Consider the following 23,137-nt stretch of genomic DNA (forward strand, 5'->3'; position numbering starts at 1 on the left):
TGTAAAATCCCATGGGGTGATAAATAAGCGACCTAGCTTACGGAAAAACGTGGTGAGATTCCACGAAAACCACTGAAAAGCGCGGGTCAACCCGTGGTTTTAGGACGGAGCCCGGGGGTAGCATGCCGTTCAATGTGGTCAATCATCATGCCTGCGATGTCAAGACCGCTTGTGGTTTCAATCCCTTCCAGACCTGGTGAAGCATTCACCTCCATCACCAGCGGGCCGCGCGCCGAGCGCAGAATATCCACCCCCGCGACGTCCAGCCCCAGAACCGCGGCGGCTTTGACTGCCATCTCGCGCTCCTGCTCGCTAATGTCAACCGTGCAGGCTTTGCCGCCGCGATGTAAATTCGAGCGAAAATCGCCCTCTTTCGCCTGGCGCTCAATGGCCGCCACGACCCGATCGCCAATGACCAGACAGCGCACATCGCGTCCGCGTGCTTCCTGAATAAACTCCTGCACTAAAATGTGTGCATTCAGCCCACGAAAGGCATCGATAACGCTTTCTGCCGCCTGGCGCGTCTCTGCCAACACCACGCCGATCCCCTGCGTGCCTTCGACCAGTTTCACCACCAGCGGCGCGCCGCCTACCATGGCGATCAGATCCTGCGTGTCGTCAGGAGAAGAGGCAAATCCCGTTACCGGCATATCAATCCCGTCCCGTGCCAGCAGCTGCAGGGAACGCAATTTGTCACGCGCGCGGGTCACGGCGGCGGATTCATTTAAAGGATAACTGCCGCACATTTCGAACTGGCGTAGCACCGCCGTGCCGTAGAAGGTAATCCCGGTGCCAATGCGCGGAATAACGGCATCGAAGTGCCCCAGCGGCTCGCCACGGTAGTGAATACCGGGCGAGGCGGGGTTGATGTTCATGTAACACGAGAGCGGATCGATGATTTGAACAAAATGACCGCGCTGTTCGGCGACGTCACGTAAACGGCGACAGGAATAGAGCGTTCCATCGCGCGACAGAATGGCCATTTTCATCAATCAAAATCCTTGCGTTAAATTAGCGTGTTGCCCAGCCCTGCTGATGCAGGTAATCCAGCATAAACGGGCGCGTCTCTTTGATGATCAGGCGCTGAATCAACTGGCTCCAGGTTTCGCTACGCTGGTTGCTGTCGCGTTGTTCATAGTAGATCGCCGTGCGGCTATCGTAATCAGCCAGCACCGCAGGATCCACTGGTTGATAACGATTTTCGTGCACCAGCATCGACTGCGGGATGCGCGGTTTAACATCCGGTATGGATTCAGGATAGCCAAGACAGAAACCAAACAGCGGCAGCACAAATTTTGGCAGGCCCAGCAGTTCGGTAACCTGAGCGATATTATTACGAATGCCGCCAATAAAGACGCCGCCCAGCCCCAGGGATTCCGCTGCCACCATGGCATTTTGCGCCATCAGCGCCGTATCCACACAGCCCAGCAGCAGCTGTTCTGCCCGGCCTAACTGGGCATCAGGGCAGATTTGCAGGTGACGATTAAAGTCAGCGCAAAATACCCAAAACTCCGCCGCCTCGGCCACCCATGTCTGACCGCCCGTCAGGGTAACCAGTTGGTCACGTAACGCCGGATCGGTGATGCGTACAATAGATGAGCACTGCAAAAAGCTGGATGTGGACGCCGATTGCGCCGCAGCAATAATCGCCTCACGCTGTTCAGCACTCACCTTTTGATCCGTAAAAGAACGGATGGAACGGTGGCTGCATAATAAATCGATAGTCGGTGTCATAAAATCTCCAGCTAATTATCTTTTTTTTCAGAAAGGTTGAACAACTGCGGCGCAAGTGCTTTGGCACAGCGCCACATCAATAGCCAGGCGGCAGGTAACATCAGCAGAATGCCAATAATAAACAGTGCGGTCGCCAGGCGCGTGCTCCCGGCACCGGCAGGCAGTGCGGGTAACCACTGGTTAACGACCAGCAGCGCGCTCGCGATAAGTACGCCGCCCAGCGCCTCCATTGCCAGTATGGTCTTGGGCAATTTTGCGACATTCCGCATGGTTTCCTCCTGCCTCAGGGCTGACTGAGTCTCAATTATGGATAAGATCCTTAAAATTGCCCATCAGCGGTTTCGGAGAGTGCCATTGCAGAGCACCGGGCCCGGCTTTGCGACGTCATAGGATGCGGGCATCAGACTAACAGGTAAATCCTGCTTTCTTTAAGCACGACGAGCGGGCATCATTACCGGCTTTCCAGACTTTGTCGTGTGATCGTCATCACACACTGACCTCGCAAGGAGTTCTCAATGATTGCTGTTATTTTTGGTCGTCCCGGCTGCCCTTACTGTGTTCGGGCGAAAGAACTGGCGGATAAGCTGCAGGCCGGGCGTGACGATTTCAATTACCAGTATGTTGATATTCAGGCGGAAGGCATCACTAAAGCCGATCTGGAAGCCAGTGCAGGTAAACCTGTCAGCACCGTACCGCAGATTTTTCTGGATGAGCAGCATATTGGTGGCTACACCGAATTCGCCGCCTGGACAAAAGAGAATCTGGGATTTGTTGCCTGAGCAACGGATGTATCAGAACTGACGTCCTGAAAAGTGCGCGCTGGCGTGATGCCAGCCGCGCCTTGATGATCGGTTAAGCCAGCTCCGCGTGCGATAACGCGACAACGGCAGGATGCAGCTCAACACAGTAGCCTAACGCTTTGACGCCGCGATCAGTCGCAGCAATCGCACCAGCAATGCCCCGCATCCCGCCCAGAACATACCGCTCATGCTCCAGACAGCAATATAATTCCAGCTGGCACTCCCGGCAAACACGCTATGTAGCAGCAGTGCAGCCAGCACCGTTCCAGTAAACGCCATCACCAGCGTGCTTTTTAGCGGCGCCTCCCGCTGCATGAGCGCCATGACGGCACCCGGCAGTAAAAAAAGCAGCAATTCAGGCTGGCTGTGTAGCGTCTGCGTGCCTGACAGCCGGAAATCCTGGGTAAACATAAACACGACACAATAAAACACGCCACCTGATACGCAGGTTGCCCAGAAATAATAACGCTGCGGCATAACTCCCCACTCATTAAAAACATGCCAAAACTTCGCCTTTGACCTTGCCGAGCCTGGTGGAAATAAAAAGAAACAGTCGTTTTGAGAACGAATGAAAGTCGCCAATGGCTGAGAATGATTTTTCTGATTAGAATATTGGCCGCGTTACCTTTTCAGACATCAGTGATAGCTGGAGGTAATCTTACGGCCTGCTCAAGATAGCGAAAAACAGGCCTCTCTTCAATAGGTTACAAGTAAACAAGAAGTTAAAATGTTGAATGTTAACATCGCAGAATTGTTAAGAGGTAATGACATTCTGTTATTATTTTTCGTACTGGCACTGGGACTTTGCCTGGGGAAATTACGTTTTGGCTCGATACAACTCGGAAATTCCATTGGCGTATTAGTGGTTTCATTATTATTAGGTCAGCAACACTTCTCGATGAATACGGATGCCCTGAGCCTGGGTTTCATGTTGTTTATTTTCTGCGTCGGCATTGAAGCAGGCCCCAACTTTTTTTCCATTTTCTTTCGGGATGGCAAAAATTATTTCATGCTCGCCATTGTGATGGTGGTCAGCGCCCTGCTGCTGGCCCTGGGATTCGGCAAGCTCTTTGGCTGGGACATCGGCCTGACCGCAGGCGTACTGGCCGGCTCCATGACGTCCACGCCGGTCCTGGTTGGCGCGGGTGATACGCTGCGCCAGAGCATCAGCGATCCCAGACAGCTGAGCATCATGCAGGATCAACTCAGCCTGGGTTATGCCGTAACCTATCTTGTCGGGTTAGTCAGCCTGATTTTCGGCGCACGCTATCTGCCCCGTTTACAACATCAGGACTTACCCACCTGCGCCCAGCAGATTGCGCGCGAACGCGGTCTTGACGCCGACAGCCAGCGCAAAGTGTTTCTGCCGGTGATTCGCGCTTACCGCGTCGGCCCGGAACTTGTGGCGTGGAGCGGCGGCAAAAACTTGCGTGAGCTCGGTATTTACCGGCAAACCGGCTGCTATATCGAACGAATTCGCCGCAATGGCATCCTTGCCAGCCCGGATGGTGATGCGGTGCTGCAACTGGGGGATGATATTTCCCTGGTGGGCTATCCGGATGCCCACGCGCGCCTGGATGCCAGCTTTCGTAACGGCAAAGAAGTTTTTGACCGCGATCTGCTGGATATGCGGATTGTGACGGAAGAGATCGTGGTGAAAAACCACAATGCCGTCAACAAACGGCTAAGCAAACTCAACCTTACCGATCACGGCTGCTTTCTCAACCGCGTGATTCGCAGCCAGATCGAGATGCCTATTGATGACAACATCATGCTGAACAAAGGTGATGTGTTGCAGGTCAGCGGCGAAGCGCGACGGGTGAAGAGCGTAGCGGATCGCATCGGCTTTGTGGCGATTCACAGTCAGATGACCGACCTGCTGGCATTCTGTGCTTTTTTTATCATCGGTCTGATGGTCGGGTTAATTACGTTCCAGTTCAGCAACTTTAGCTTTGGCATCGGTAACGCCGCAGGGTTGTTGTTTGCCGGCATTATGCTGGGCTTCCTGCGCGCTAACCATCCTACCTTTGGCTATATTCCGCAGGGTGCGCTGACGATGGTGAAAGAGTTCGGGCTGATGGTATTCATGGCGGGCGTCGGGCTGAGCGCCGGCAGCGGTATCGACCACGGTATATCGGGTAACGGCGCACTGATGCTCTTATGCGGCCTGCTGGTCAGCCTGTTACCGGTAGTGATTTGCTACCTGTTTGGCGCCTATGTTCTGCGCATGAACCGCGCGCTGCTGTTTGGCGCCATTATGGGTGCACGCACCTGCGCGCCAGCCATGGAGATAATCAGCGACACGGCTCGCAGTAACATCCCGGCACTTGGCTACGCCGGGACCTATGCTATCGCGAACGTTTTGCTGACGCTGGCGGGAACATTAATCGTTATTATCTGGCCGTTACTGCCCTTATAAAATTTTTTTACTGACGTCCAGAACTTTTTTTCCCGACCACAGTCTGAATAAGTGCCACTGCTTTTCTTTGAAATCCCCAAATTGTGGAGCCCGCTGGTCTTTTTCCCAGCGGGTTTTTTTATGCCTTTCTCCTGCCCGCCCTGCCTGGACACTAAAACATCATTAAACTTAAACCGTTTTGCAACCTTAACGCAGATTAAGAACCTTGTGATGGACTCTCTGACCGTCTGCACGCAGGATAGGCAGCTTATTTTGTTAGCAGTATGTGCTAGCAGATGCGACAGACTCAATCCGGTTTCGCCCGTTAGCTTAAGCCCTTTTTCCCGGATTGAGAGAATCTGAACATCAGTAAGAGGAACCGAGCCCGTAATGGAAGAATTGAACCGCACCCTGTTTATGGCAATTAACGCAACACCGGATTCGCCTCACTGGTTATTGCAGCTTGCCATCTTCATCGCCAGAGACTTAATCGCCATCGTTCCGCTGCTGATTGTGGCACTGTGGCTGTGGGGACCGCGCGATCGGGTTGCCTCACAACGTGTGCTGGTATTAAAAACCGGCATTGCGCTGCTGTACGCGCTCGCCATCTCCTGGTGCGTTGGGCAGCTGTTACCGCATCCGCGCCCTTTCGCGATCAATTTTGGTCATCAGTTTCTTGCGCACGCGGCCGATGACTCCTATCCCAGCGATCACGGCACCACGATTTTCACCTTTGCGCTGGCTTTCCTGTTCTGGCATCGGCTCTGGTCGGGCATCATTCTGATGGTGGTCGCCACCGCAATCGCCTGGTCCCGTGTTTACCTTGGGGTTCACTGGCCAATGGATATGCTGGGCGGTTTTCTGGTGGGAATGCTGGGTTGCCTGGCGTCACACCTTGCCTGGCAACTGTATGGCGAACGCCTGCTCAATATCATCAACCCGCTCTATCGGGCGCTGTTCGCTTTACCGATTCGTAAAGGCTGGACACAAGGTTAAAAAAAAGGGACGCCACGGCGTCCCCTGTTTTTAGCTGAACCACTTCCCGAACCAGCCATTAAATTTCATCATGACGAAATCAATGATGCGGCTGAAGAAGCCGCCTTCCGGCACATCCTGCAGCACCACCAGCGGACGTTGTTCGATCGTTTTACCGTCCAGCTGAAAATCAATGGTGCCCACGACCTGATTTTTCTTCAACGGCGCCTCAAGCTGCGGCGATGTCAGGCTGTAGCTGGCTTTGAGGTTTTTCATCTGCCCTTTAGGAATGGTCAGTGCCGCGTCTTTTTCCACGCCCAGGTTGACCTGATTGTGTTCGCCAAACCAGACGCGCTGCTGGGCAAAAGGCGCACCTGCTTTAATTGGGGTCACGGTTTCAAAGAAGCGGAAGCCCCACGTCAGTAATTTTTCACTTTCCCGGAAGCGAATGGCATCACTGGCGGTGCCCAGCACAACCGAGATCAGTCGCATATCGCCTTCGGTGGCTGAAGCGACCAGGTTATTTCCCGCGCCAGAAGTGTGGCCGGTTTTAATCCCATCCACCTTCAGATTGCTGCTCCAGAGCAGACGGTTGCGGTTCATCTGACGAATATTGTTAAAGGTAAACTCTTTTTCCTTGTTCAGGGCGTACTCTTCCGGCACATCCCGAATCAGTGCCTGACCAATCAGCGCCATGTCCCGCGCGGTGCTGTACTGACCGTCGGCATCCAGACCATGCACCGTCATAAAGTGGGTGTTTTTCAGGCCAAGCGCTTTCACATAGTTATTCATCAGACCGATAAAGGAATCCTGACTGCCGGCAACATAGTCCGCCAGCGCGATGCAGGCATCGTTCCCGGACTGGATCACAATCCCTTTGTTCAGCTCATGCACCGGGATACGATCGCCGGGCTTCAGAAACATCAGAGAAGAGCCCCGCAGTTTAGGATTGCCGGTAGCCCAGGCATCCTGCCCCACTGTTACCATGTCGTCAGGTTTAATTTTGCCGGATTTGATTGCCTGGCCAACCACATAGCTGGTCATCATTTTTGTCAGGCTGGCGGGATCGAGTCGCTGATCGGCATTGGATTCGGTCAACACTTTGCCGCTGGCGTAGTCAATTAAAATCCAGGCTTTGGCGTCAATTTGAGGGGCGGCCGGTGCCTGTTCCGCGAAAACAGCCATCGGCGCAACGAGTAGCAAAGAGGTTGCAGCAATACGCCGCAGGTGAGATGAAAAGCAAGTATTTGTCATGGGCTTGGCCGGATTGTCCTTAGTAAAACGAGAGTCAAAGGCTTAACACCTTCTGTGAGAACGCTACCCGCTGGCGTCAATGAAAAAAACCGCTTAATCGTAAAGTTTTATAGATTTTAGTAGATTAACCCTGGCAAGCGTGCCGCGCGCGTGCCATTTTCCCTCACGAATGTCGCACATAAAAATGCGCTAAATTCTGATTTTTTAATCAGAAAGTTAAGGCCGTCACAAAACTGGGTTACCCTGACTTTATTCAATTGAGGAGAACCCCTATGGATCTAGCCCTGTTTGATCTGGACGAAACGCTGATTAGTGAGGACAGTACCGGCCTGTGGCTACGCTGGCTGGTCTCACAAGGCTTTGCCTCCAGTGACCTGATTGATGAAGAACAGGAATTAATGCGTCAATATTATGCCGGGACGCTGTCGATTGATGAGTACATGCATAAAACCCTTTCCCCGCTGACCGGCATGGCGACGATGACGGTGGAAGGATGGGTTCGACGCTTTATCCACCGTGATATCATGCCGCGCGTTTACCCGGAAGCCCGGGCGCGGCTTGACTGGCATCAGGCGCGCGGTGACAGAATTATCGTGATCTCCGCCAGCGGCGAACATCTGGTGAATCCTATCGCCAGCCAGCTCGGTGCCTGCGGGGCCCTGGCCATTGGTGTCGAAGTGGTGGACGAACGTTATAGCGGCAACACCTACGGCACCCTGACGTTTCAGCATGGCAAAGTGAAGCGGGTAGAAGAATGGAAAGCCGCGCGCCCTGCCGAAACCTACGCGCACACCTGGGCTTACAGTGATTCCATGAACGACCTGCCCATGCTGGCGCAGGCCGACTATGCACACGTAATTAATCCGGCGGAACCGCTGTTACAGGAAGCCGAAAAGCGCGGCTGGCAGGTCTGCCACTGGGCTCGCTGAGTTAACCGCGGGACGCGCTGGCGTCCTGCGTCAACCCAACCCTGAGCAATTTACCGTTAGCCTCATCCGTCAGTAAATAGAGATAGCCATCGGGCCCCTGACGGACATCGCGGATACGCTCATTGCGCCCGTCCAGCAACCGTTGTTCTTCGACGACCTTCTCGCCATTGATATGCAACCGAATCAGGTTCTTCTCTTTCAGCGCGCCAATAAACAGCGAATTTTTCCACTGTGGAAAACGTGCGCTGTTATAAAACGCCATACCGCTGATCGCTGGCGAGACTTTCCAGTAAAACGCCGGCTGTTCCGTGCCTGCCACATGCGTGCCTTTGGATTCCGGCACCTTATTGCCGTTGTAATCAATGCCGTAGGTTGCCAGCGGCCAGCCATAATTTTTGCCCTTCTGAATAATATTTACCTCATCGCCACCGCGGGGACCATGCTCACTTTCCCACATCACCTGAGTCCAGGGATTCAGTGCCAGCCCCTGAGGATTGCGTAAACCATAGGCCCAGATTTCGGGGCGCGCGCCGGGTTTATTGACGAAGGGATTATCGTTTGGCACGCTGCCGTCCGCGTTCAAACGCAGCAGCTTGCCCTGAAGTTTATCGAGGTCCTGTGCGGCACTGCTGACAAAGTTGTCGCCAAAGGCAATCCATAAAAAGCCCTGACGATCGAAGGCCAGCCGGGTGCCGATATTATTGCCACTTGAGAGGCGCGGCGTTTGCTGAATCACCTCATGAAAATCGGTTAACTGGCGGTTATCAGGGCTGAGTTTGCCGTAGCCCACCACGGCGCCGGCCTTGCCGTTGCTGTCCGCTTCGGTATAGCTGAGCCAGACGCGACGGCTCTGGGCAAAATCGGGGGCCAGCACCACATCCAGCAGTCCGCTCTGACGCTGCGCCCAGACCTTTGGCACGCCCTGAATCGGTTCGGACAAGCCGCTGTCAGGCCGCCAGCTGCGCAGTTGGCCGGATCGTTCAGTAATCAGCAACGTCTGATTATCGGGCAAAAATGCCACAGACCAGGGGTGATCCAGCTTATCCTGAAGCACCTCAACCTTAAGGTCACTCGCCCACAGCGGGCTGGAAAAGAGTAATGCGCCACTCAATAACAACGGGGTCGGAATACGAACCATAGTCTTCTCCTGACAGCGTGCAGTGCTGTTAAGCGTAGTCAGACCGTCTGGAATGCAGTAAAGGATTTACAAAAGATTAAACAAGGCGTTGGCAGCAGGATGGGCAATGGCATGCGCTGGGAAAACCGACCGAAAAGGGATCGTGAAGAGAAAAGAAGAGACCGCCCGAAAAGTGATCGTGAAGAGAAGAGACCGCCCGCAGTAAGATAGCGGGCGGAAGCGGTTATTCGAAACAGGTATCGGGATTTTCTGCCAGTGAGATAAACTCTTTACCGCCCGGCGTCAGCGCCAGAATCGTACCGCTCTCAATATCGTACACCCAGCCGTGCAGGCGCAGCTTGCCCTGACGTAACCCGACCGAGACTGACGGGTGGGTTTTCATGTTGTTCAGCTGGGCAATCACGTTTTCCTGCACCATTTCGTTGAGCTTCTTCTCAGGCGAATCGTATTCACGCTGCTCAACCACCGCTTTTGCCGCATCGGCATAACGCAGCCAGTGCTCGACGGCTGGCATCGAATCCATACAGGCACAGGAGGCGATAGCGTTCATCGCGCCACAGTTTGAGTGACCACAGATAATGATGTCAGAAACCCCCAGCGCCATTACGGCATACTCAATTGTCGCTGACACGCCGCCCGGTTCCGGACCAAAAGAGGGCACAATGTTGCCCGCATTACGGATGACGAACAGCTGTCCGGGTTCCTGCTGAGTAACGAGTTCCGGCACCAGACGGCTGTCTGAGCAAGAGATAAACAGCGCTTTTGGATTCTGATTAGATGCCAGACTTTTAAAAAGCGCCTTTCTTTCGGGAAAGACTGTCTGCTGAAAACTCAGAAACCCGTTGATGATCTCTTTCATTATTTTGCTCTCACATTGTCCACGTCATGATCTGAAGAAACGACGCCTTCAGTACTGGTTAAGCGATTCATTATTAATGAAAACAAGCAAATATCAACTTAGAATGTGACCAAAATCGCTGTCGTAAAGTTAAAGATGTTTAATATTTATCCACCTGATTATTCGGTGTTTATTAGAAATTCTTTTACACAACGGTGAGTTACTGACTTTCGGTTGCCCTCGTGTTCTGCCGTCCGACCCCGGGCGATGGGTGCAGACCTTTACGGGTTTTTGCGTTACTTTACGCTTAACTAATCCCTTACAGATAACGCTACAATTTTCATCACAACACAGGTAAAATCGCGCGCCATTGCTGTGCTGAACCGGAAACCACCTTATGTCCACTACCAATACACTGCCGCCGCGCGTCGGATTTGTCTCGCTCGGCTGTCCAAAAGTAAATAATCCAATCTAAATATTGAGACAAAAAAAGAGGCCGTAGCCTCTTAGATTAAGAGAAGGTTTTTAACCCTTCGGTGGGAATGGATCTTTGCCGTGTGAATCCCTTGCTCGGATCTGTCCATCACGTCCATGTATTAAAAGTTCACTACCCTGATTCTGGGCGATTGTTCTTGCAGCATCAATTGCTTGCTGTTGAGTATCATGAACTGATGTAGCCTTTCCATTACCCTCACCTTTTACTGCCCAATCGCCATTGTGAGGCACTACGTGTTGGTTCTTACCCATTCTACAGCCCTCCAGTTTAGTGAGGTTGTATTTTACACTAACAAACCGACCGCTAACACCATATATGGTGTTTAAATGAGAAATTGATCACTACATATATTCAACCGTCACTACCTCACACACTACGTTAGTCCCATGCCACTGATCCCGGTAGATCGACGTATCAATCCCACATCCTGCTTCAAAGTGAAAGCCAGTCTGTTCCGCAAACTTGCTGTACTTCGTCGATTCCTGACGTTCATAGCAACGAGCACCGCTGTAGACAAAGCCCGCCGAACCCTGTGGAACAATCCATACGCCATAAGGTGCCAACGATGCACCGTGGGTAATCACCTTGTATTCAAACTCAGAACCTCTGTAAGAGCCTGTAGCAGCCTCAGAGGTTTTGATCTTACCGAATGGTGGATTGCCATAAACAATGTCGTAAGGCTGTTCTGAGACGTATGTAAGGGCATCACCAACAATCCATTCAGCCTCTGGTAGTACTCTCATACCTATCTGAACGTAATGAGGATTGAGTTCTACGCAGGTGATATGTTGTGGTTTACATCTTGTGTACTGACAGAAACTTAACGCCCCTATACCAGCACATAACTCAAGGCATCGCCCCGATGAATAGCTATCAATGGTGAAATCCCATGCGAACATTTCAGGTGTGAAAAATGCCCCAGTACTGCCAATGCCATCACCTTGATAGTTCCAAAGAATGAATTCCTTTTCTTCAAATGATAGTGGCTTGTCTGAATGAACTAAGTCCATTACCTGTTGATGTAGTTTTGATTGTTGTTTCGTAATACGTGCCATAAAAAATACCTGCATAAGTCAATATGCAGGTATTTAGTTTTGAAATTACTTTACAGCGAAAAACTTAAATAGATGTGGTTCACCTTCGAAGTACGCAGCGTGTGATTTATTGAGTTCATCCTTTGCAGTTGAATAGTTACTCACAAAATTTATAACATTCAACTTGGATTCTTCATCTAAACCTTGAAATAAAGGCCGTCTGGTAACTAATTCATCAGCATTCAACTGTTTGACTTTTTTGGGGAAATCGTCTTTGAAAATACTACGATCCATCATAAAAGAGCCAGTGTAGTTAGTTAAAACTTGAAGAGCCATTGAATAGTTTCTTGCTGATTCGATAAGCTTTTCATATTGGGTTTGCTTACCGCTCACAACACCCCAACCACACGTAGATAGTCTCCTCAATACCTTATCGAATTCAAAAAGCAATTCCTGAAATCTTACACATTCAGCATCGCATACTTTGAATGATTCCATAAAATGAACAAAGTAATCCCTTTTTGAGAATGGTTTTTCAGAAATTAGTTTAACGCCGTGATTCATATTACTGATAGTTACACCGCCAAAAAAGTCGGGCTTCAAATGAGGAAGTATCTCTTCTTTTAGTTGAACAGCGGCTTCATAACCATCTTTAGTTGCAAGTTCATTGACATATTTACGAGCATATACAACACCAGTAATAGCAGCACCAGCCATTACAACGTTGGCAATTGCAATAATCCAGTTCGTTGTTTCATTAACAGCAGTTGATTTATTAACTATCAAGAACATAACGAATATTATCAAAAACGCATACGTTATGTGTTCCAAACGTTTCTTCATTAGCATCCCTCCTAAAAACCTCATTAAACTACTGAAGCATTTGGAAATCAACTACCATCTTTTTTGCTTCATGTAGTTAGGTATAAACATCCCCTTAGCTCACGGGATCATGGGATGCAATACTTGTTAGTAAAACACATCTTTAGCCATTTGATAATTGAAATCCATATAGCCATAATTATATATAAAATCAATCAACTTCAAACTAGATTATAATTTTTAGCCTTCACCTTAAGAAAAACTTAAAGTTTTCTTCAAACCAGCCGATAACTATTATTTATTCTTACTTCACAACACATGGAAGCAACATCTTTAATTTCAACTCAAATCAATGGATAATATCATGGAAAAGATAGACCTTCAGAAAGAAACTAATAGAGAAAAAGTACGCAAAGCTATTGAAGCAAAGATAAAAGAAATAAAAGACTACACACCTAAAATTGGTATCTGGGGCTCTACTGGCGTTGGTAAGTCCTCTCTTTGTAATGCATTATTTGGTCGCGACATTGCTAAAGTGAGCCATGTCGCCGCTGGAACTAGAGAAATTCAAGAAATACACTTGAAACCTGAAAATGGTGAAGGTGGCGGTGTAATTATCGTCGATTTCCCAGGAATTGCGGAAACCGTCGCAAGAAACGAAGAGTATTTGAAGTTATACAAAGAGAAAGTAAGCGAATTGGATGTTGTTGTTTGGGTTATAAAATCAGATGAAAGACAATATGCTGACTCACAAAAGGCATACCAAGAAATCCTACTTCCAAACATTAAAAAATGCCCAGTGATATTTGCTATCAGTGCTACTGAAAAAATTGAACCCATGGAAGATGATGATGGGGAAAGATACTGGAGTAAAGCAGAGAACAAACCGACCAGCTTACAACTGCATAGCGTAAGCGAGAAAGTGCTTGAAATTAGTCGTGCCTTTGACATGCCTGCCAAAAATATTATTGCAACATCATCGAAGAAGAATTACAACCTTTCCGAACTTATGGAGTTGATTATAGATGTGATCCCAAACGAAAAAAAGTACGGATTTTACCGAGAAGCAGGAGAAAGCGTAAAAACAGAAACCATGGCGGAAAAAGCAGAAAAAGGCGTGTGGGATTCAGTTAAAGAATGGGTTGGTGATGCCTGGCATTCAGTGAAAGATGTGGTAGTTGAAGCAGCGGCAGCAACACTAATCGCAGTTGGTTCTAAGCTGCTTGGTAAATTTAAGTTTTGGTAACTTCATTGTGATTGGTGTGTCTAAAAATTGGCAAGCTTTTATTCTTAAACTTGCCTGCATTAGGTATTAATTACCACCAACAAGAATAATCAGTACTTTCCACACATCAGCAAGTGGGATTGTGGGAAGTACAACCCCAAACAATGCCAATATTGGAATCACTACATAGTTCCATGCGACGATAAACGTAAGCACATAGCCTAATGCCTGACGCCACGTAAAGCCATTACGCGTCTCTTCAAGAGTGATTTCATTTTGTTGTTCTGAGTTCTTCGCATCTAACTCTAGTTTGCTGTCCTGCTTCTTAGTGAAGTACCCTACTGCGGTCTTCACCAAATCTATGATTGTCCCTAATCCGAACAATTTACTAACTCCTTTAGTTGTACGACGAATAGTTGAACCCATACGCCCTTTATATATACTTTTCTTTTACGTAGAATCCTACAAGGCCATTCTTCATCGTATCGTTTCCATACTGAAAACTGACCGGGTTTAAGTGATGGTTCAGAACCATCCATGTGACCTGCTCCTCATTGATCATCAGTCGTAAGAACGGATATGAATCATGCTCATGGTCGAGTACTGATACCGTTTGGAAATCTATTGGAACGACCAACACCAAGTTGTGATCCATGAAATACTGTACTTTGTCTTCCAGTCCTTCAAGCAACTCCCGGCTGAACTTGCCCTGATATTGAAGCCCTATAATTTGCCCATCGACATTGTTTAAAACTGAACAAAACGCTTCCATTTATCGATATCCAAAATGAATAAAAAAATCATTATTGATCACTTTTAGATATCAAAACAGTGCAAATAGCACTCAATGATCAATGTAAGTTGCTGAAAAAGATAATTTTTTATCTATTCCCCCTTTAACTTTGTAATTCATCAAAGAGACTGTGAATACATACAGTACTGTAATACTTAGAAGGTAAACCAATGGGGAACAAAGACGGATATGATCCGAGCACTACACGGTGGGCTTCAGTACTGCGTAATCCGTGGTGAACGTTTTTCAATCATCCATAAGTACGGTTATCTTCAGAAAATAGAGCAGGGTGAGCTGGTACTCTCTGAAACGAAGCCACGCGAGGCTGAAAGATTGTTTTGGGTTGGAAGAAAGACAAACACGGCATATTGGTTGAGGTTTGATACAACACAGACAATCTTTGAAGTGATTACTTGGTTAGGCTATCAGCAGGACATGATTCTTGCTCATGATGGAGAGTTTGATTTCGTCGATGTGGATAGGCAAGATGAATTGCTGTTTTGATAGTGCTAAACAACAACAAGTGATGCATAATTCTTAGAGCTAAAAACCTGGAGTTGAATATATGGAATTAGGTAATGCGTCAGATATTGTGAGTGCTGGATGTAATATAGCTATGGCTGTGGCTGCTATATATGCTGCATGGAATGCGAGAGATTGGTTTTCACAAAAAACTCATACCAAAGGCTTCGATAAAGCAGAAGATATACTATCTTCTATCGATGAATATACTTTGAACACAAAAAAAACCGTTAGCGAAACACACTCAACCTTTTCACTGTTTGAAGAAATATATCAAAGCCGTTCGGTTCCTAATAAAAGGTCACAATCTGAATATAATGTAAAGTTGTTATGGCATAGTAACTATAAAAATAGCGTTCAAACCTTGGTTGAGGACTTATTTCGTCTAGAGCGTTGGGCCATAAAAGTTTCAAATCCCGGTGATATTTTAAATGTAACGAATGAATTGATTAATATGCACATATCTGCTGCTCACTTCTATACATGTTGTGATAGTTGCCTATATCAACTATATAATATGGGTTGGTCTGAATTTGAGCAAGAGTTCAAATTACTTAAAACCAATTACAATGATTACCTTTCATCTTTAACTAAGCTAGAGAAGGCTTACGATAAGTTTAAAACCCAAAGATTTGAACATTTCTTTAAATTACAATAAAAATAGCCCTGAACCACGGAAAGTTTGTGCAGAACAACCCGCTGTTAACGGTCCAGGGTTGAAGTATAATATACTATTTTCCCGTCAATTACTCAATAAAAATCAAATCAATATCGTTGGCTATTGCATCGCCATTATATTCTGTGATAGGAATGCAGTGAATCAGCGTTGAATGAGATAACTCTAGGGTTCCCATTTGAGGTTGTTATCTTTTGATTCGTGATCATACTTCTCTTTGAGTACTTCCAAAGTAATCTTCTCTGGTGAACCATACTCAAGTTCAGCATATGACACTTCTTCGCCATCGATGAAGTATCTAATCACACCCTTAGTGTTTGTTAGACCGAAGCGGCCTATTGTGAATTTATCTATTTTCATAGTGTTAATCCTCTGAAGTTTATGGTATTTATCATGTTTTGGGTTGAGGGATAAAACCATGATTAGGAAGGTGTGGAAGGTAGTTAAGGAAGTAGCGATTGCAGTACTTTTAGTTGTGGGGTTGTGGTTAGTTATAGGCAGTGCTTATAAGAAAGATATTGGCAATCTATCTGATTGGATTAGTGCGGCATGTAATGTGGTAATGGCATGTGCTGCTGCTTATGCTGCTTATCAAGCTAAGAATTGGTTTCGTTCAAAATCACAGCAATTTGCATTTGACAAATCAGCAGATTTCTTCTCAAAACTAGATGATGTGGTCTACGAATACGATATGATTTTTCAAGAGTTTCGCGTGGTCAATCAATTTGTTGACAATCCAATTGAATCATTTGAAGAAACGATGATTAGGATTAATTCACTCGAGCTCGAGTTAGTTGAAATTATTAAAATGAAGAATAAACTTAATCGATTTAATGTTTCCTTTAATATCCCTATTGATGAAGCGTTGAAAAGCATCAAGCAATTCTCAAGAAAATTTAGCGAGCATCTTTACTTTAGCATTGATCATCATAGATCTTATAATCCTAATGCGAAACAACAAACACCCGAATACCTTACCAAATTTATAGAAAACATTGAGTCACTCAACTCCTTGTTTGAAACTATGGACAGGTCATCAAAATTAGTTATGGAATCTTCTAAAAATATTAAATCAGCAGTTAAAATAGGCTATTGAAATCTGCAATTTTAAACAATCTCAATTAAACTAAAAAACATTGAGTTATATCTACAACCCGTCTATCGGAGAGTAGTTTGGCAGTCATACTCAGCGTATATCCATTCTGATGTTGGTTAAATCTTCCATAGATCTTAACCAACTCATGAGGTATCTGTAACGCATATCGAATACTGAAGTCTGGATGGTAGATAACAGCAATGAGATCATCAAATTGATTGAGTTCATAGTTTCGAATTATACCAAGTATCATTGATTTATTCTTAGCATTATTCTTTCGTGACTTTATCTGAACTTTTCTACCACCACTGGTGATTGCGTCATACCCTTTGGTACTTGCAGGTGCAAGTACCATTCCCATACGATTTGATACAAGCCATTCTGTATACTCACTAACTGGATTATTTCGTGTACGTAAAACATTTCTAAGCTCAAGTTCAGCCAAGGTTTTTTGGTTAAGCTGCATCAACTCGATTGTACTTAGCTCTGATAATTCCATTACCGCATTTTCTCTTTAAGAGTTTCAATGCTAAGTACTTCACTACCACGATGCACCATTGCGTGACAATTGGGGCAAAGTGGAACCAAGTCTGTTATTGGGTTAACTTCGTAATCTTCACCGACTGTGTACAAAGGCTTGATATGGTGCACGTGAATGAAGCCTTTACCATGCTCGCCATAAACCTTCTCGAAGTCGAAGCCACAACACCCGCATGTAGTTCCATGATGGTCAATACAGGCTTGTCTTGCCTTTGGATCACGCTCGTAAGAGTTTACTGTTACTTGCTTCTTCGCACCTTCCGCGTAGTTCTCTGGTGCTGGGATTTCATCAGGAAATGGGTTTGGTAAGTAGTCAGCGTACCAGACAGTACCTTCTTTTCTCAGAAAACGTTTTTCGATTTTCCGCTCAAAGTCCTTAATGACTGCGACTTCTGGATTATCTGGATGCTCAGCAAACACCATATTGAAAGTGTATAGTTCGTAACCTTCGTGAACCAACTGTATGTGTTCAAGTGCCTGGGTATAGCCTGGTTGCTTCTTGTTATTGGAATTGAACTCCCAACGCTCACGAAGGATTACAGACCTCTCCTGCTCACTTTCCACGTCCCATGCACCAAAAATAACTTTCTTATTTTCATGGTCAACAAACGACCAACTCCAGGTCCAGTTGCTGCAAGTAGCCCCATGTGACTGGATAAACTGTTTTCTGTTCATATTCATGCCCATTTCCCTTTGAAGTTCTTCTTTGTACATACAAACAGAGCTAATGATCCAGTACTTTATGTGGTTTTAATCATGAGGGGGATTTGGACAATTGGTCGGCATGGTGGCTACTTGTCCAAGTCACATTGGCAGTACTTTAGAGAGGCTTAAACAGCCGAACGACCCAAGCAAGCGGAGCAAAGCGTAGTGCGGTAGTTACTCACGAAGACGGCAGACCAAATCATTTTGTTCAGTACGATTTAGTGACCGAGCAAAGCGAGAAACAAACGCGGCGTTCTTTGGAGTACTTCAGTGCGACAAAAACGCAAGTTATGATCTTATCATTGAGTTTTATAGAGACTGGCGAGCAAAGCGAGTCAGGCTCTCTGAGACTGAAAGATATGTAAGTCAATTGCCTTTTAAAGTAAAAAGTGAAAGTTATATTATATTAAGTTACGGTTATTCCTGAAAACGGCCAAGAACGCATAAACAATGAATAAAAAGGCTAAATTATGCATAAATTGTGCTATTTAATGCATTATTATGCACTAATTAATCACTTCAAAAAATTATAACCGTATTTTTTTACTACCATGTTACGGTTATAGTTACGGTTATCTTATGGTCTGTAGAAATGCGATTACCTCACTTGCGGATGCATTTGCATTCAGTAGTTCTTGTACTGCCTGCTTGTGGGCATCGCTCATTGGCTTTGGAAGTACTTTTTCCGTAGCGGCCTTTAGTCCACACAGTAGACCGCCACCTTCTGTAAATGCTTCAAGAGCAATAGCTACGGCTGAACATGCCTTCTTGTACTTCTCTATGGATGAAACGCTATTGGGTAGCTTTTGTGATTTGTCGCTACGGTAGATTGTTAGATGGTACTCAACCTGTGCCTTTGAAAGTTCACCAGCATTACGGATGATGTAGAAAACATCATCAACTGGTAGTTTGTACTGTCCGAGTGATGGACAATTCTGAATGGCTTCATTAATAACTATTTTGGCTTCATTTGATAGGCCATTGTAGGTTATACGCTTCAATGCTGCGTTAAGCTTGCTGTTGTCGAGAATTACTTCTTTTTTAGCCATGATAAATACCTGTGTGAAAAGATTCCTTTTTCATAATCAAAAATTTCCTTATATTAATCAAAGCCCGGTATTGTGACATTTACCGGGCTTTTCATTTTTTAGTATGTCTTGCGACTTGCGTTAAGTACTTTGATAGCCTCACGTTGTTCATCAGTGAGATAACCTTCATACCAGTCCTTGTAGTGCTGGCCTTTGATGATACACATGTACACGATTCGGTGTGAGTTACGCCCATACGTATCATTCATGTAATCGGTTATCTGATAGTGTGAGTACTTGCCAGTTAGAAATGCATACATCAAATCCATCCATTGATGTAACTCAAGATGTTTTTCCTGTACTTTGCGTACCTTCTGGTTAAGCTGTTGTTCAGTGCGTGTAGCCCAACGTAAGTTGACAAGTCGGTTATCTTCCCCGTTACGGTTGATGTGATCAGGTGTATAAAGTTGTTCATCATCAGGTTTAGGTACTTCAAAGATAGCCAACATTAGTTGGTGTACATACTTGTAATCGACTCCAACACTTTTAGGTATCATTACATACCCATTAGGGTTTGTAGTTAACTTCAAGTATTGTTCACGTCGATTACTCCAGATTTGACCGTTACTGTTTATTGAGTACTTGTCATTGATTTGTTTCCATTCCATATTGTATTTCCATATACATTAGGCAACGTCCTGTTACCTTCCCGGTGTTTTGCGACCACCAAACGCTTTTACTTTTTACCTAAGATCCCGTATTGGTTGATTAGGTAAACAAGTGCGGCACTTTGTGTTTTGACAGTACCGTTCTGTACGAGACTTTGAAGGATAGCTATCTGATCCTCAGTTAGTCGCACATTGATTTGTTTGTTCTTCATTAGCTATACATTTCCGTATTATTTCCAAACGAAAAAACACCCCATAACATGGAGTAATTTTTCGTTTGGAGGTTATAAACTGTCACGCTGAGCCGGTGACGGGATGATACATAGATTATACCGCAAGATATTTTTTCGTTCCAAAAACTTTCAATAAATCTTTCAGGTATTGTGATTCGTATTAGTGCCAGTACCGAAGAATGACTTTGCTAACTATCTTCAATGTTAATGGTAGTGATACTGCGATTAAGATAACTGTGATCATATGATTCTCCCTTTCATTTATTTATGAATTCGTGGGGAAAATCGTCTCAATTAAAACCGGTCAATGTTATGACCGCCACAAGTTTTTCACTTGTGTTTAATACTATAAGTTACTTCGCCATAAGAGCATTAGCAAAGGTAACATGATCATTAAACAGACCGTCAGGATCTTCACTCAAGAGTTGACCATTAATGTAAGTTGAAAGTGTTACATCATCAGCAAGGCGGAAGTAGAAACTATCATCCTCGTGATTCTGTTGAATCGTTCCTTTGTTAGTAATATACAATGTTTGAATACACTTCTTACCATAGAATGGAGAATCTGACTTCTTACCATCTGTATATTCTACTTCATCACCATTCTTACATGAGTATGTTAGATTACCATTGCTCCAGATCTCTTTGTCCTGGATATTTACATTATGGTCGTCGCTAAAGAATTTATGAGCTTCAAGAATGTTAAGCATAATAATTACCTTTTTATTCAATAGAATACCCGCTACTGTTTCAGTAGTGAATGTGTGTTTAATGTTTTTCACCCGCTCGTTTGGGCTGAATTTAATTTATCAAAGCACGGCGAGGTCAGCAAGTAATTTCATCAAATATTTAAAATTAATTCCTGATAAATTGATATTAAATAACGATCTATCACTATATACATTCCAAATAAGTATGTATTTTAATTTATCAAATTTGATAGTATTTAAAGGCTCAATAAGTCTTGTTACCCATCCAACGTTTCATAGACTATCTGAACTACAACATACCAAGAATCTGCTTCAACCCATTCCAAGAGTATCTCTTGTCTGAGTATGTTAGTCACCATTACACATGAAAAAACCCCATAGAATCGCTCCTATGGGGCTAGATGCATCTTGAAACGTGTCCTCGCTCTATCAAAAGCATCAACCATTGCTGGCTACTTCTGAAGAGGCTTACCTTTCTTATTCTCACTTTCAAGTTTCTCTTCAGCTTTCATTGCTGAAATAACCATACATTCAGCTATTCTCTCGTCAAAGCCTGCTTCAACAAGGAACTTCAATAACTGTGATTTTCTTTCTTCACTCATTGTCCAGTTCCAATACCTTGTGAGTATCAAGAAACTCTTTGCGTGTGTAACCACTGGCTTTGATCATATTCTTCACATCCTGTGGCAAGTTACCAGTTAATGAAACCGAATAACGAACATGCTGATATTCAATCATCACCTTTTTGCCACCACTGGTATTAGGCCAGAACATTTTTCCGTCGATCTCAGGATATCCAAGTGGGATTAGTGCTTTTGTCATAACATCACCAAGCAGTTTCCTATACTCACACAACACGTTATCTTTAATCCTAAAGGCTTCATTGAATGCGTCTGACTTAATCAAAAGATCTTCAATTGGTTCGCCTTCAATCATGAAATCCACATCAAATTTCCAATGAGGTTTCCTACCTTCACCAGTAAAGATAAAGGTAACATCATCATTGTATAACTTGGTCTGTATTGATATACAGCCATCTACTTTATCTACCACTACTTTTTCAATGATTGCATCAATAACAGGTCTGAGTTTATGTCTCATTTCGTTAGAAGTATCACTAATGACCGACCAAGTTATCATTGAGAAAAGTTCATCCATAGCAACATTAATCCCACCTTTTCCTTCAAGTGCGATCATCCGCTGCTTTATCTTATCAATATTAGTTATTACTCTTTCGCGTTCATTTGATAATTCTTTAAGACGCAATACCATAGCTTAAAGATTCACACCTTGCTCAAGAGCATATGACACATTTGCAATGGTTTTATCTAAACGCTCTAACTCACCAAGATCTTTTTCCAGTAGTGAAGTGTTTTCAGTATTATCAATCTGTGAATCTTTCTTGTCATTGATATAACCAATAACTAAAGTAGCGATTAAACAATATTCAATCAATAATGCATTAACTGACCATCCATGACAGTTTTTCTGTAAGTGTCTCCCATTGAGACAAATGTATCTTGGTTTCTCTTTATTCATAAAGGAAGACATTGTACCGCCACACTTACCACATCGTAATAGTGACAAACCTGATAACAGCTTAATGTTTACCACATCATCTTTATCTTTTGATTGATAATCATTCTTCCTTTTCAATTCCTGTAAACGTAGGTATTCAGCCTCATCAGTGCATAAGGAAGGATAATAGTTAACTAACTTAAATGCCTTACCATTGATGTTAAGTGTGCGTTCACCATACAATGCCTTATTCTTACGCATACGGATTAACATCTGGTAATCCCACTCCTTACCCTCATAACCATTTGGGTACTTTGTATCAAGGTGACGTTTCACTTTATACGCACCCTTTCCAGCCAAATAGAGATCAATGATTTCCCTTGCGATGGGCCAGTACTTTTCATCTTCGCGTACTGCTTCGTACTGGGAACCAGAATCATCAATCCACCAAGGATGTTTACCGACACTTTTGATGTTAACTGGTAGTCCTTCTTTGTGACGGGCAATCAGTGCCAGTACGTTTCCCTTTGTCCTTTCTGATTTGGTCTTACTCTCTTCATTCGCACGACTGAACAACAAAATGGAAATCATGAATTCAGTAGGATTGTTGTTAACTGAATCCAGCGTGTAAATCCGTTTATCCATTCCAGTTACAAGGGTTAAGCCAAGATTCAACAGTCGGATGAAAAGAGTTTGTGCTTCGGTTGCTGATTGACGCGTGAGGCGATCAAGGTTCTCAACATATAGCCAGCTATCCCGTTCAATGGCTCCGGCTTCAACTGCATTGATGAAATCACCAAGTTTACCGTCTTTTGCATTCTTACCTTTGAAGGCCGATACACCTGGTTCGATGATTTCAACAAGATCTAAACCATTATCATTAGCAAATAGCTTTGCACTCGCCATCTGACGTTCAAGGGTAGTGCCTTTAGTTTGTTTATCTGACGACCACCGAACGTAGGAATAAAGTTGAGGCATATGTATAATCCCGTAATCTTCTTGAGA

29 protein-coding genes are annotated in these 23,137 nt (G+C 45.1%); 8 read left to right on the forward strand and 21 right to left on the reverse strand.

Annotated features, from left to right (window positions below; genetic code table 11):
• Positions 1–86: 86 nt before the first annotated feature.
• The 3 genes from rimK to PAGR_RS14460 are packed head-to-tail and all read right to left on the reverse strand — an operon-like array spanning position 87 to position 2,003.
• On the reverse strand, positions 87–989 hold the full coding sequence (rimK, locus tag PAGR_RS14450; protein WP_014593292.1) for a 30S ribosomal protein S6--L-glutamate ligase: 903 nt from the start codon (positions 987–989) through the stop codon (positions 87–89).
• A gap of 22 nt (positions 990–1,011) precedes the next feature.
• On the reverse strand, positions 1,012–1,734 hold the full coding sequence (gene nfsA / locus PAGR_RS14455; protein WP_014593291.1) for an oxygen-insensitive NADPH nitroreductase: 723 nt from the start codon (positions 1,732–1,734) through the stop codon (positions 1,012–1,014).
• An 11-nt stretch (positions 1,735–1,745) separates the two neighbouring features.
• Entirely contained in the window at positions 1,746–2,003 is a 258-nt protein-coding gene (locus PAGR_RS14460; protein WP_014593290.1) for a DUF1418 family protein, read from the reverse strand.
• Positions 2,004–2,249: 246 nt separating this feature from the next.
• Here PAGR_RS14460 and PAGR_RS14465 point away from each other — a divergent pair, with 246 nt between their 5' ends.
• Entirely contained in the window at positions 2,250–2,513 is a 264-nt protein-coding gene (locus PAGR_RS14465; RefSeq protein ID WP_013025197.1) for a GrxA family glutaredoxin, read from the forward strand.
• 132 nt (positions 2,514–2,645) lie between these two features.
• On the opposite strand, the gene ybjM is transcribed toward PAGR_RS14465, so the two are convergent.
• Complete coding sequence (gene ybjM, locus PAGR_RS14470; RefSeq protein WP_014606215.1) at positions 2,646–3,011, reverse strand: inner membrane protein YbjM; 366 nt, start codon at positions 3,009–3,011, stop codon at positions 2,646–2,648.
• 253 nt (positions 3,012–3,264) lie between these two features.
• On the opposite strand from ybjM, the gene PAGR_RS14475 reads away from it, so the two are divergent.
• Positions 3,265–4,953, forward strand: coding sequence for an aspartate:alanine antiporter (locus PAGR_RS14475; protein ID WP_024470916.1), 1,689 nt, complete (start codon positions 3,265–3,267; stop codon positions 4,951–4,953).
• A gap of 369 nt (positions 4,954–5,322) precedes the next feature.
• On the forward strand, positions 5,323–5,928 hold the full coding sequence (ybjG, locus tag PAGR_RS14480; protein ID WP_013025194.1) for an undecaprenyl-diphosphate phosphatase: 606 nt from the start codon (positions 5,323–5,325) through the stop codon (positions 5,926–5,928).
• Positions 5,929–5,958: 30 nt separating this feature from the next.
• On the opposite strand, the gene PAGR_RS14485 is transcribed toward ybjG, so the two are convergent.
• A complete protein-coding gene (locus tag PAGR_RS14485; RefSeq protein ID WP_013025193.1) occupies positions 5,959–7,161 on the reverse strand; it encodes a serine hydrolase in 1,203 nt (400 codons plus the stop codon).
• Between the two features lie 272 nt (positions 7,162–7,433).
• Between PAGR_RS14485 and PAGR_RS14490 the strand changes: the two genes are divergently transcribed.
• Entirely contained in the window at positions 7,434–8,090 is a 657-nt protein-coding gene (locus tag PAGR_RS14490) for an HAD family hydrolase (RefSeq protein ID WP_014593287.1), read from the forward strand.
• 1 nt (position 8,091) lies between these two features.
• On the opposite strand, the gene PAGR_RS14495 is transcribed toward PAGR_RS14490, so the two are convergent.
• The 5 genes from PAGR_RS14495 to PAGR_RS14510 form a co-directional block, all read right to left on the reverse strand.
• Positions 8,092–9,228 (reverse strand): PQQ-dependent sugar dehydrogenase, encoded by a 1,137-nt coding sequence (locus tag PAGR_RS14495; RefSeq protein WP_014606216.1) that lies wholly within the window; start codon positions 9,226–9,228, stop codon positions 8,092–8,094.
• Positions 9,229–9,451: 223 nt separating this feature from the next.
• Positions 9,452–10,087 carry a carbonic anhydrase gene (locus PAGR_RS14500; RefSeq protein ID WP_013025190.1) on the reverse strand — a complete coding sequence of 212 codons (636 nt, stop codon included), beginning with the start codon at positions 10,085–10,087 and terminating at the stop codon, positions 9,452–9,454.
• 504 nt (positions 10,088–10,591) lie between these two features.
• The gene (locus PAGR_RS23230) at positions 10,592–10,813 is read right to left on the reverse strand and encodes a DUF2188 domain-containing protein (protein ID WP_014606217.1); all 222 of its coding nucleotides are present in this window, start codon (positions 10,811–10,813) and stop codon (positions 10,592–10,594) included.
• A 90-nt stretch (positions 10,814–10,903) separates the two neighbouring features.
• Positions 10,904–11,617 carry a methyltransferase gene (locus PAGR_RS14505; RefSeq protein ID WP_014606218.1) on the reverse strand — a complete coding sequence of 238 codons (714 nt, stop codon included), beginning with the start codon at positions 11,615–11,617 and terminating at the stop codon, positions 10,904–10,906.
• A 45-nt stretch (positions 11,618–11,662) separates the two neighbouring features.
• Positions 11,663–12,439 carry a hypothetical protein gene (locus tag PAGR_RS14510; protein WP_044042390.1) on the reverse strand — a complete coding sequence of 259 codons (777 nt, stop codon included), beginning with the start codon at positions 12,437–12,439 and terminating at the stop codon, positions 11,663–11,665.
• 343 nt (positions 12,440–12,782) lie between these two features.
• On the opposite strand from PAGR_RS14510, the gene PAGR_RS14515 reads away from it, so the two are divergent.
• Positions 12,783–13,664, forward strand: coding sequence for a GTPase family protein (locus PAGR_RS14515; protein ID WP_014606219.1), 882 nt, complete (start codon positions 12,783–12,785; stop codon positions 13,662–13,664).
• Positions 13,665–13,730: 66 nt separating this feature from the next.
• Here PAGR_RS14515 and PAGR_RS14520 read toward each other — a convergent pair whose 3' ends face one another.
• On the reverse strand, positions 13,731–14,069 hold the full coding sequence (locus PAGR_RS14520; RefSeq protein WP_049792156.1) for a hypothetical protein: 339 nt from the start codon (positions 14,067–14,069) through the stop codon (positions 13,731–13,733).
• Between the two features lie 7 nt (positions 14,070–14,076).
• Positions 14,077–14,415, reverse strand: coding sequence for a hypothetical protein (locus tag PAGR_RS14525; RefSeq protein WP_044042392.1), 339 nt, complete (start codon positions 14,413–14,415; stop codon positions 14,077–14,079).
• Positions 14,416–14,625: 210 nt separating this feature from the next.
• Between PAGR_RS14525 and PAGR_RS14530 the strand changes: the two genes are divergently transcribed.
• Together PAGR_RS14530 and PAGR_RS14535 are read left to right on the forward strand one after the other, a co-directional pair.
• Positions 14,626–14,940, forward strand: coding sequence for a hypothetical protein (locus PAGR_RS14530; protein ID WP_044042393.1), 315 nt, complete (start codon positions 14,626–14,628; stop codon positions 14,938–14,940).
• 61 nt (positions 14,941–15,001) lie between these two features.
• Positions 15,002–15,616: a hypothetical protein gene (locus PAGR_RS14535; protein ID WP_014606221.1), complete on the forward strand. Its 615-nt coding sequence runs from the start codon at positions 15,002–15,004 to the stop codon at positions 15,614–15,616.
• Between the two features lie 183 nt (positions 15,617–15,799).
• Here the strand turns inward: PAGR_RS14535 and PAGR_RS14540 are convergent, their stop codons facing one another.
• On the reverse strand, positions 15,800–15,994 hold the full coding sequence (locus tag PAGR_RS14540; protein ID WP_044042394.1) for a hypothetical protein: 195 nt from the start codon (positions 15,992–15,994) through the stop codon (positions 15,800–15,802).
• Between the two features lie 58 nt (positions 15,995–16,052).
• Here PAGR_RS14540 and PAGR_RS14545 point away from each other — a divergent pair, with 58 nt between their 5' ends.
• Positions 16,053–16,730, forward strand: a complete 678-nt coding sequence (locus tag PAGR_RS14545; RefSeq protein ID WP_044042395.1) for a hypothetical protein — start codon at positions 16,053–16,055, stop codon at positions 16,728–16,730.
• Between the two features lie 25 nt (positions 16,731–16,755).
• On the opposite strand, the gene PAGR_RS14550 is transcribed toward PAGR_RS14545, so the two are convergent.
• The 8 genes from PAGR_RS14550 to PAGR_RS24165 form a co-directional block, all read right to left on the reverse strand.
• Entirely contained in the window at positions 16,756–17,229 is a 474-nt protein-coding gene (locus tag PAGR_RS14550; protein WP_014606222.1) for a DUF6998 domain-containing protein, read from the reverse strand.
• Complete coding sequence (locus tag PAGR_RS14555; protein ID WP_014606223.1) at positions 17,229–17,945, reverse strand: HNH endonuclease; 717 nt, start codon at positions 17,943–17,945, stop codon at positions 17,229–17,231. The genes PAGR_RS14550 and PAGR_RS14555 overlap by 1 nt, the downstream gene beginning before the upstream one ends.
• A gap of 602 nt (positions 17,946–18,547) precedes the next feature.
• Positions 18,548–19,024, reverse strand: coding sequence for a hypothetical protein (locus PAGR_RS14560; RefSeq protein ID WP_044042397.1), 477 nt, complete (start codon positions 19,022–19,024; stop codon positions 18,548–18,550).
• A gap of 98 nt (positions 19,025–19,122) precedes the next feature.
• Positions 19,123–19,671, reverse strand: coding sequence for an HNH endonuclease (locus tag PAGR_RS14565; protein ID WP_014606224.1), 549 nt, complete (start codon positions 19,669–19,671; stop codon positions 19,123–19,125).
• A gap of 586 nt (positions 19,672–20,257) precedes the next feature.
• On the reverse strand, positions 20,258–20,614 hold the full coding sequence (locus PAGR_RS14570; RefSeq protein WP_014606226.1) for a hypothetical protein: 357 nt from the start codon (positions 20,612–20,614) through the stop codon (positions 20,258–20,260).
• A 452-nt stretch (positions 20,615–21,066) separates the two neighbouring features.
• Positions 21,067–21,216, reverse strand: a complete 150-nt coding sequence (locus PAGR_RS23905; protein ID WP_158150532.1) for a hypothetical protein — start codon at positions 21,214–21,216, stop codon at positions 21,067–21,069.
• Positions 21,209–21,886: a hypothetical protein gene (locus PAGR_RS24160; protein ID WP_071823388.1), complete on the reverse strand. Its 678-nt coding sequence runs from the start codon at positions 21,884–21,886 to the stop codon at positions 21,209–21,211. The genes PAGR_RS23905 and PAGR_RS24160 overlap by 8 nt, the downstream gene beginning before the upstream one ends.
• A gap of 3 nt (positions 21,887–21,889) precedes the next feature.
• Positions 21,890–23,110: a recombinase family protein gene (locus PAGR_RS24165; RefSeq protein WP_071823389.1), complete on the reverse strand. Its 1,221-nt coding sequence runs from the start codon at positions 23,108–23,110 to the stop codon at positions 21,890–21,892.
• Positions 23,111–23,137: the final 27 nt, after the last annotated feature.

Origin of the sequence: Pantoea ananatis PA13, assembly GCF_000233595.1 — a bacterium.
GTDB lineage: Bacteria > Pseudomonadota > Gammaproteobacteria > Enterobacterales > Enterobacteriaceae > Pantoea > Pantoea ananatis.

Excerpts from the sequence above, each read along its gene's own strand:
- PAGR_RS14490 (WP_014593287.1), top strand. The coding sequence starts at position 7,434 with ATGGATCTAGCCCTGTTTGATCTGGACGAAACGCTGATTAGTGAGGAC.
- PAGR_RS24165 (WP_071823389.1), bottom strand. The coding sequence starts at position 23,110 with ATGCCTCAACTTTATTCCTACGTTCGGTGGTCGTCAGATAAACAAACT.
- PAGR_RS14505 (WP_014606218.1), bottom strand. The coding sequence starts at position 11,617 with ATGGCACGTATTACGAAACAACAATCAAAACTACATCAACAGGTAATG.
- PAGR_RS14555 (WP_014606223.1), bottom strand. The coding sequence starts at position 17,945 with ATGAACAGAAAACAGTTTATCCAGTCACATGGGGCTACTTGCAGCAAC.
- PAGR_RS14570 (WP_014606226.1), bottom strand. The coding sequence starts at position 20,614 with ATGCTTAACATTCTTGAAGCTCATAAATTCTTTAGCGACGACCATAAT.
- PAGR_RS14530 (WP_044042393.1), top strand. The coding sequence starts at position 14,626 with ATGATCCGAGCACTACACGGTGGGCTTCAGTACTGCGTAATCCGTGGT.
- PAGR_RS14485 (WP_013025193.1), bottom strand. The coding sequence starts at position 7,161 with ATGACAAATACTTGCTTTTCATCTCACCTGCGGCGTATTGCTGCAACC.
- PAGR_RS14520 (WP_049792156.1), bottom strand. The coding sequence starts at position 14,069 with ATGGGTTCAACTATTCGTCGTACAACTAAAGGAGTTAGTAAATTGTTC.
- PAGR_RS14535 (WP_014606221.1), top strand. The coding sequence starts at position 15,002 with ATGGAATTAGGTAATGCGTCAGATATTGTGAGTGCTGGATGTAATATA.
- rimK (WP_014593292.1), bottom strand. The coding sequence starts at position 989 with ATGAAAATGGCCATTCTGTCGCGCGATGGAACGCTCTATTCCTGTCGC.
- PAGR_RS14550 (WP_014606222.1), bottom strand. The coding sequence starts at position 17,229 with ATGGAATTATCAGAGCTAAGTACAATCGAGTTGATGCAGCTTAACCAA.
- PAGR_RS14565 (WP_014606224.1), bottom strand. The coding sequence starts at position 19,671 with ATGGAATGGAAACAAATCAATGACAAGTACTCAATAAACAGTAACGGT.
- PAGR_RS14540 (WP_044042394.1), bottom strand. The coding sequence starts at position 15,994 with ATGAAAATAGATAAATTCACAATAGGCCGCTTCGGTCTAACAAACACT.
- nfsA (WP_014593291.1), bottom strand. The coding sequence starts at position 1,734 with ATGACACCGACTATCGATTTATTATGCAGCCACCGTTCCATCCGTTCT.
- PAGR_RS24160 (WP_071823388.1), bottom strand. The coding sequence starts at position 21,886 with ATGGTATTGCGTCTTAAAGAATTATCAAATGAACGCGAAAGAGTAATA.
- PAGR_RS14500 (WP_013025190.1), bottom strand. The coding sequence starts at position 10,087 with ATGAAAGAGATCATCAACGGGTTTCTGAGTTTTCAGCAGACAGTCTTT.
- PAGR_RS14495 (WP_014606216.1), bottom strand. The coding sequence starts at position 9,228 with ATGGTTCGTATTCCGACCCCGTTGTTATTGAGTGGCGCATTACTCTTT.
- PAGR_RS14545 (WP_044042395.1), top strand. The coding sequence starts at position 16,053 with ATGATTAGGAAGGTGTGGAAGGTAGTTAAGGAAGTAGCGATTGCAGTA.
- PAGR_RS14465 (WP_013025197.1), top strand. The coding sequence starts at position 2,250 with ATGATTGCTGTTATTTTTGGTCGTCCCGGCTGCCCTTACTGTGTTCGG.
- PAGR_RS14515 (WP_014606219.1), top strand. The coding sequence starts at position 12,783 with ATGGAAAAGATAGACCTTCAGAAAGAAACTAATAGAGAAAAAGTACGC.
- ybjG (WP_013025194.1), top strand. The coding sequence starts at position 5,323 with ATGGAAGAATTGAACCGCACCCTGTTTATGGCAATTAACGCAACACCG.
- PAGR_RS14560 (WP_044042397.1), bottom strand. The coding sequence starts at position 19,024 with ATGGCTAAAAAAGAAGTAATTCTCGACAACAGCAAGCTTAACGCAGCA.
- PAGR_RS14460 (WP_014593290.1), bottom strand. The coding sequence starts at position 2,003 with ATGCGGAATGTCGCAAAATTGCCCAAGACCATACTGGCAATGGAGGCG.
- PAGR_RS23230 (WP_014606217.1), bottom strand. The coding sequence starts at position 10,813 with ATGGGTAAGAACCAACACGTAGTGCCTCACAATGGCGATTGGGCAGTA.
- PAGR_RS14510 (WP_044042390.1), bottom strand. The coding sequence starts at position 12,439 with ATGAAGAAACGTTTGGAACACATAACGTATGCGTTTTTGATAATATTC.
- PAGR_RS23905 (WP_158150532.1), bottom strand. The coding sequence starts at position 21,216 with ATGAGTGAAGAAAGAAAATCACAGTTATTGAAGTTCCTTGTTGAAGCA.
- ybjM (WP_014606215.1), bottom strand. The coding sequence starts at position 3,011 with ATGCCGCAGCGTTATTATTTCTGGGCAACCTGCGTATCAGGTGGCGTG.
- PAGR_RS14525 (WP_044042392.1), bottom strand. The coding sequence starts at position 14,415 with ATGGAAGCGTTTTGTTCAGTTTTAAACAATGTCGATGGGCAAATTATA.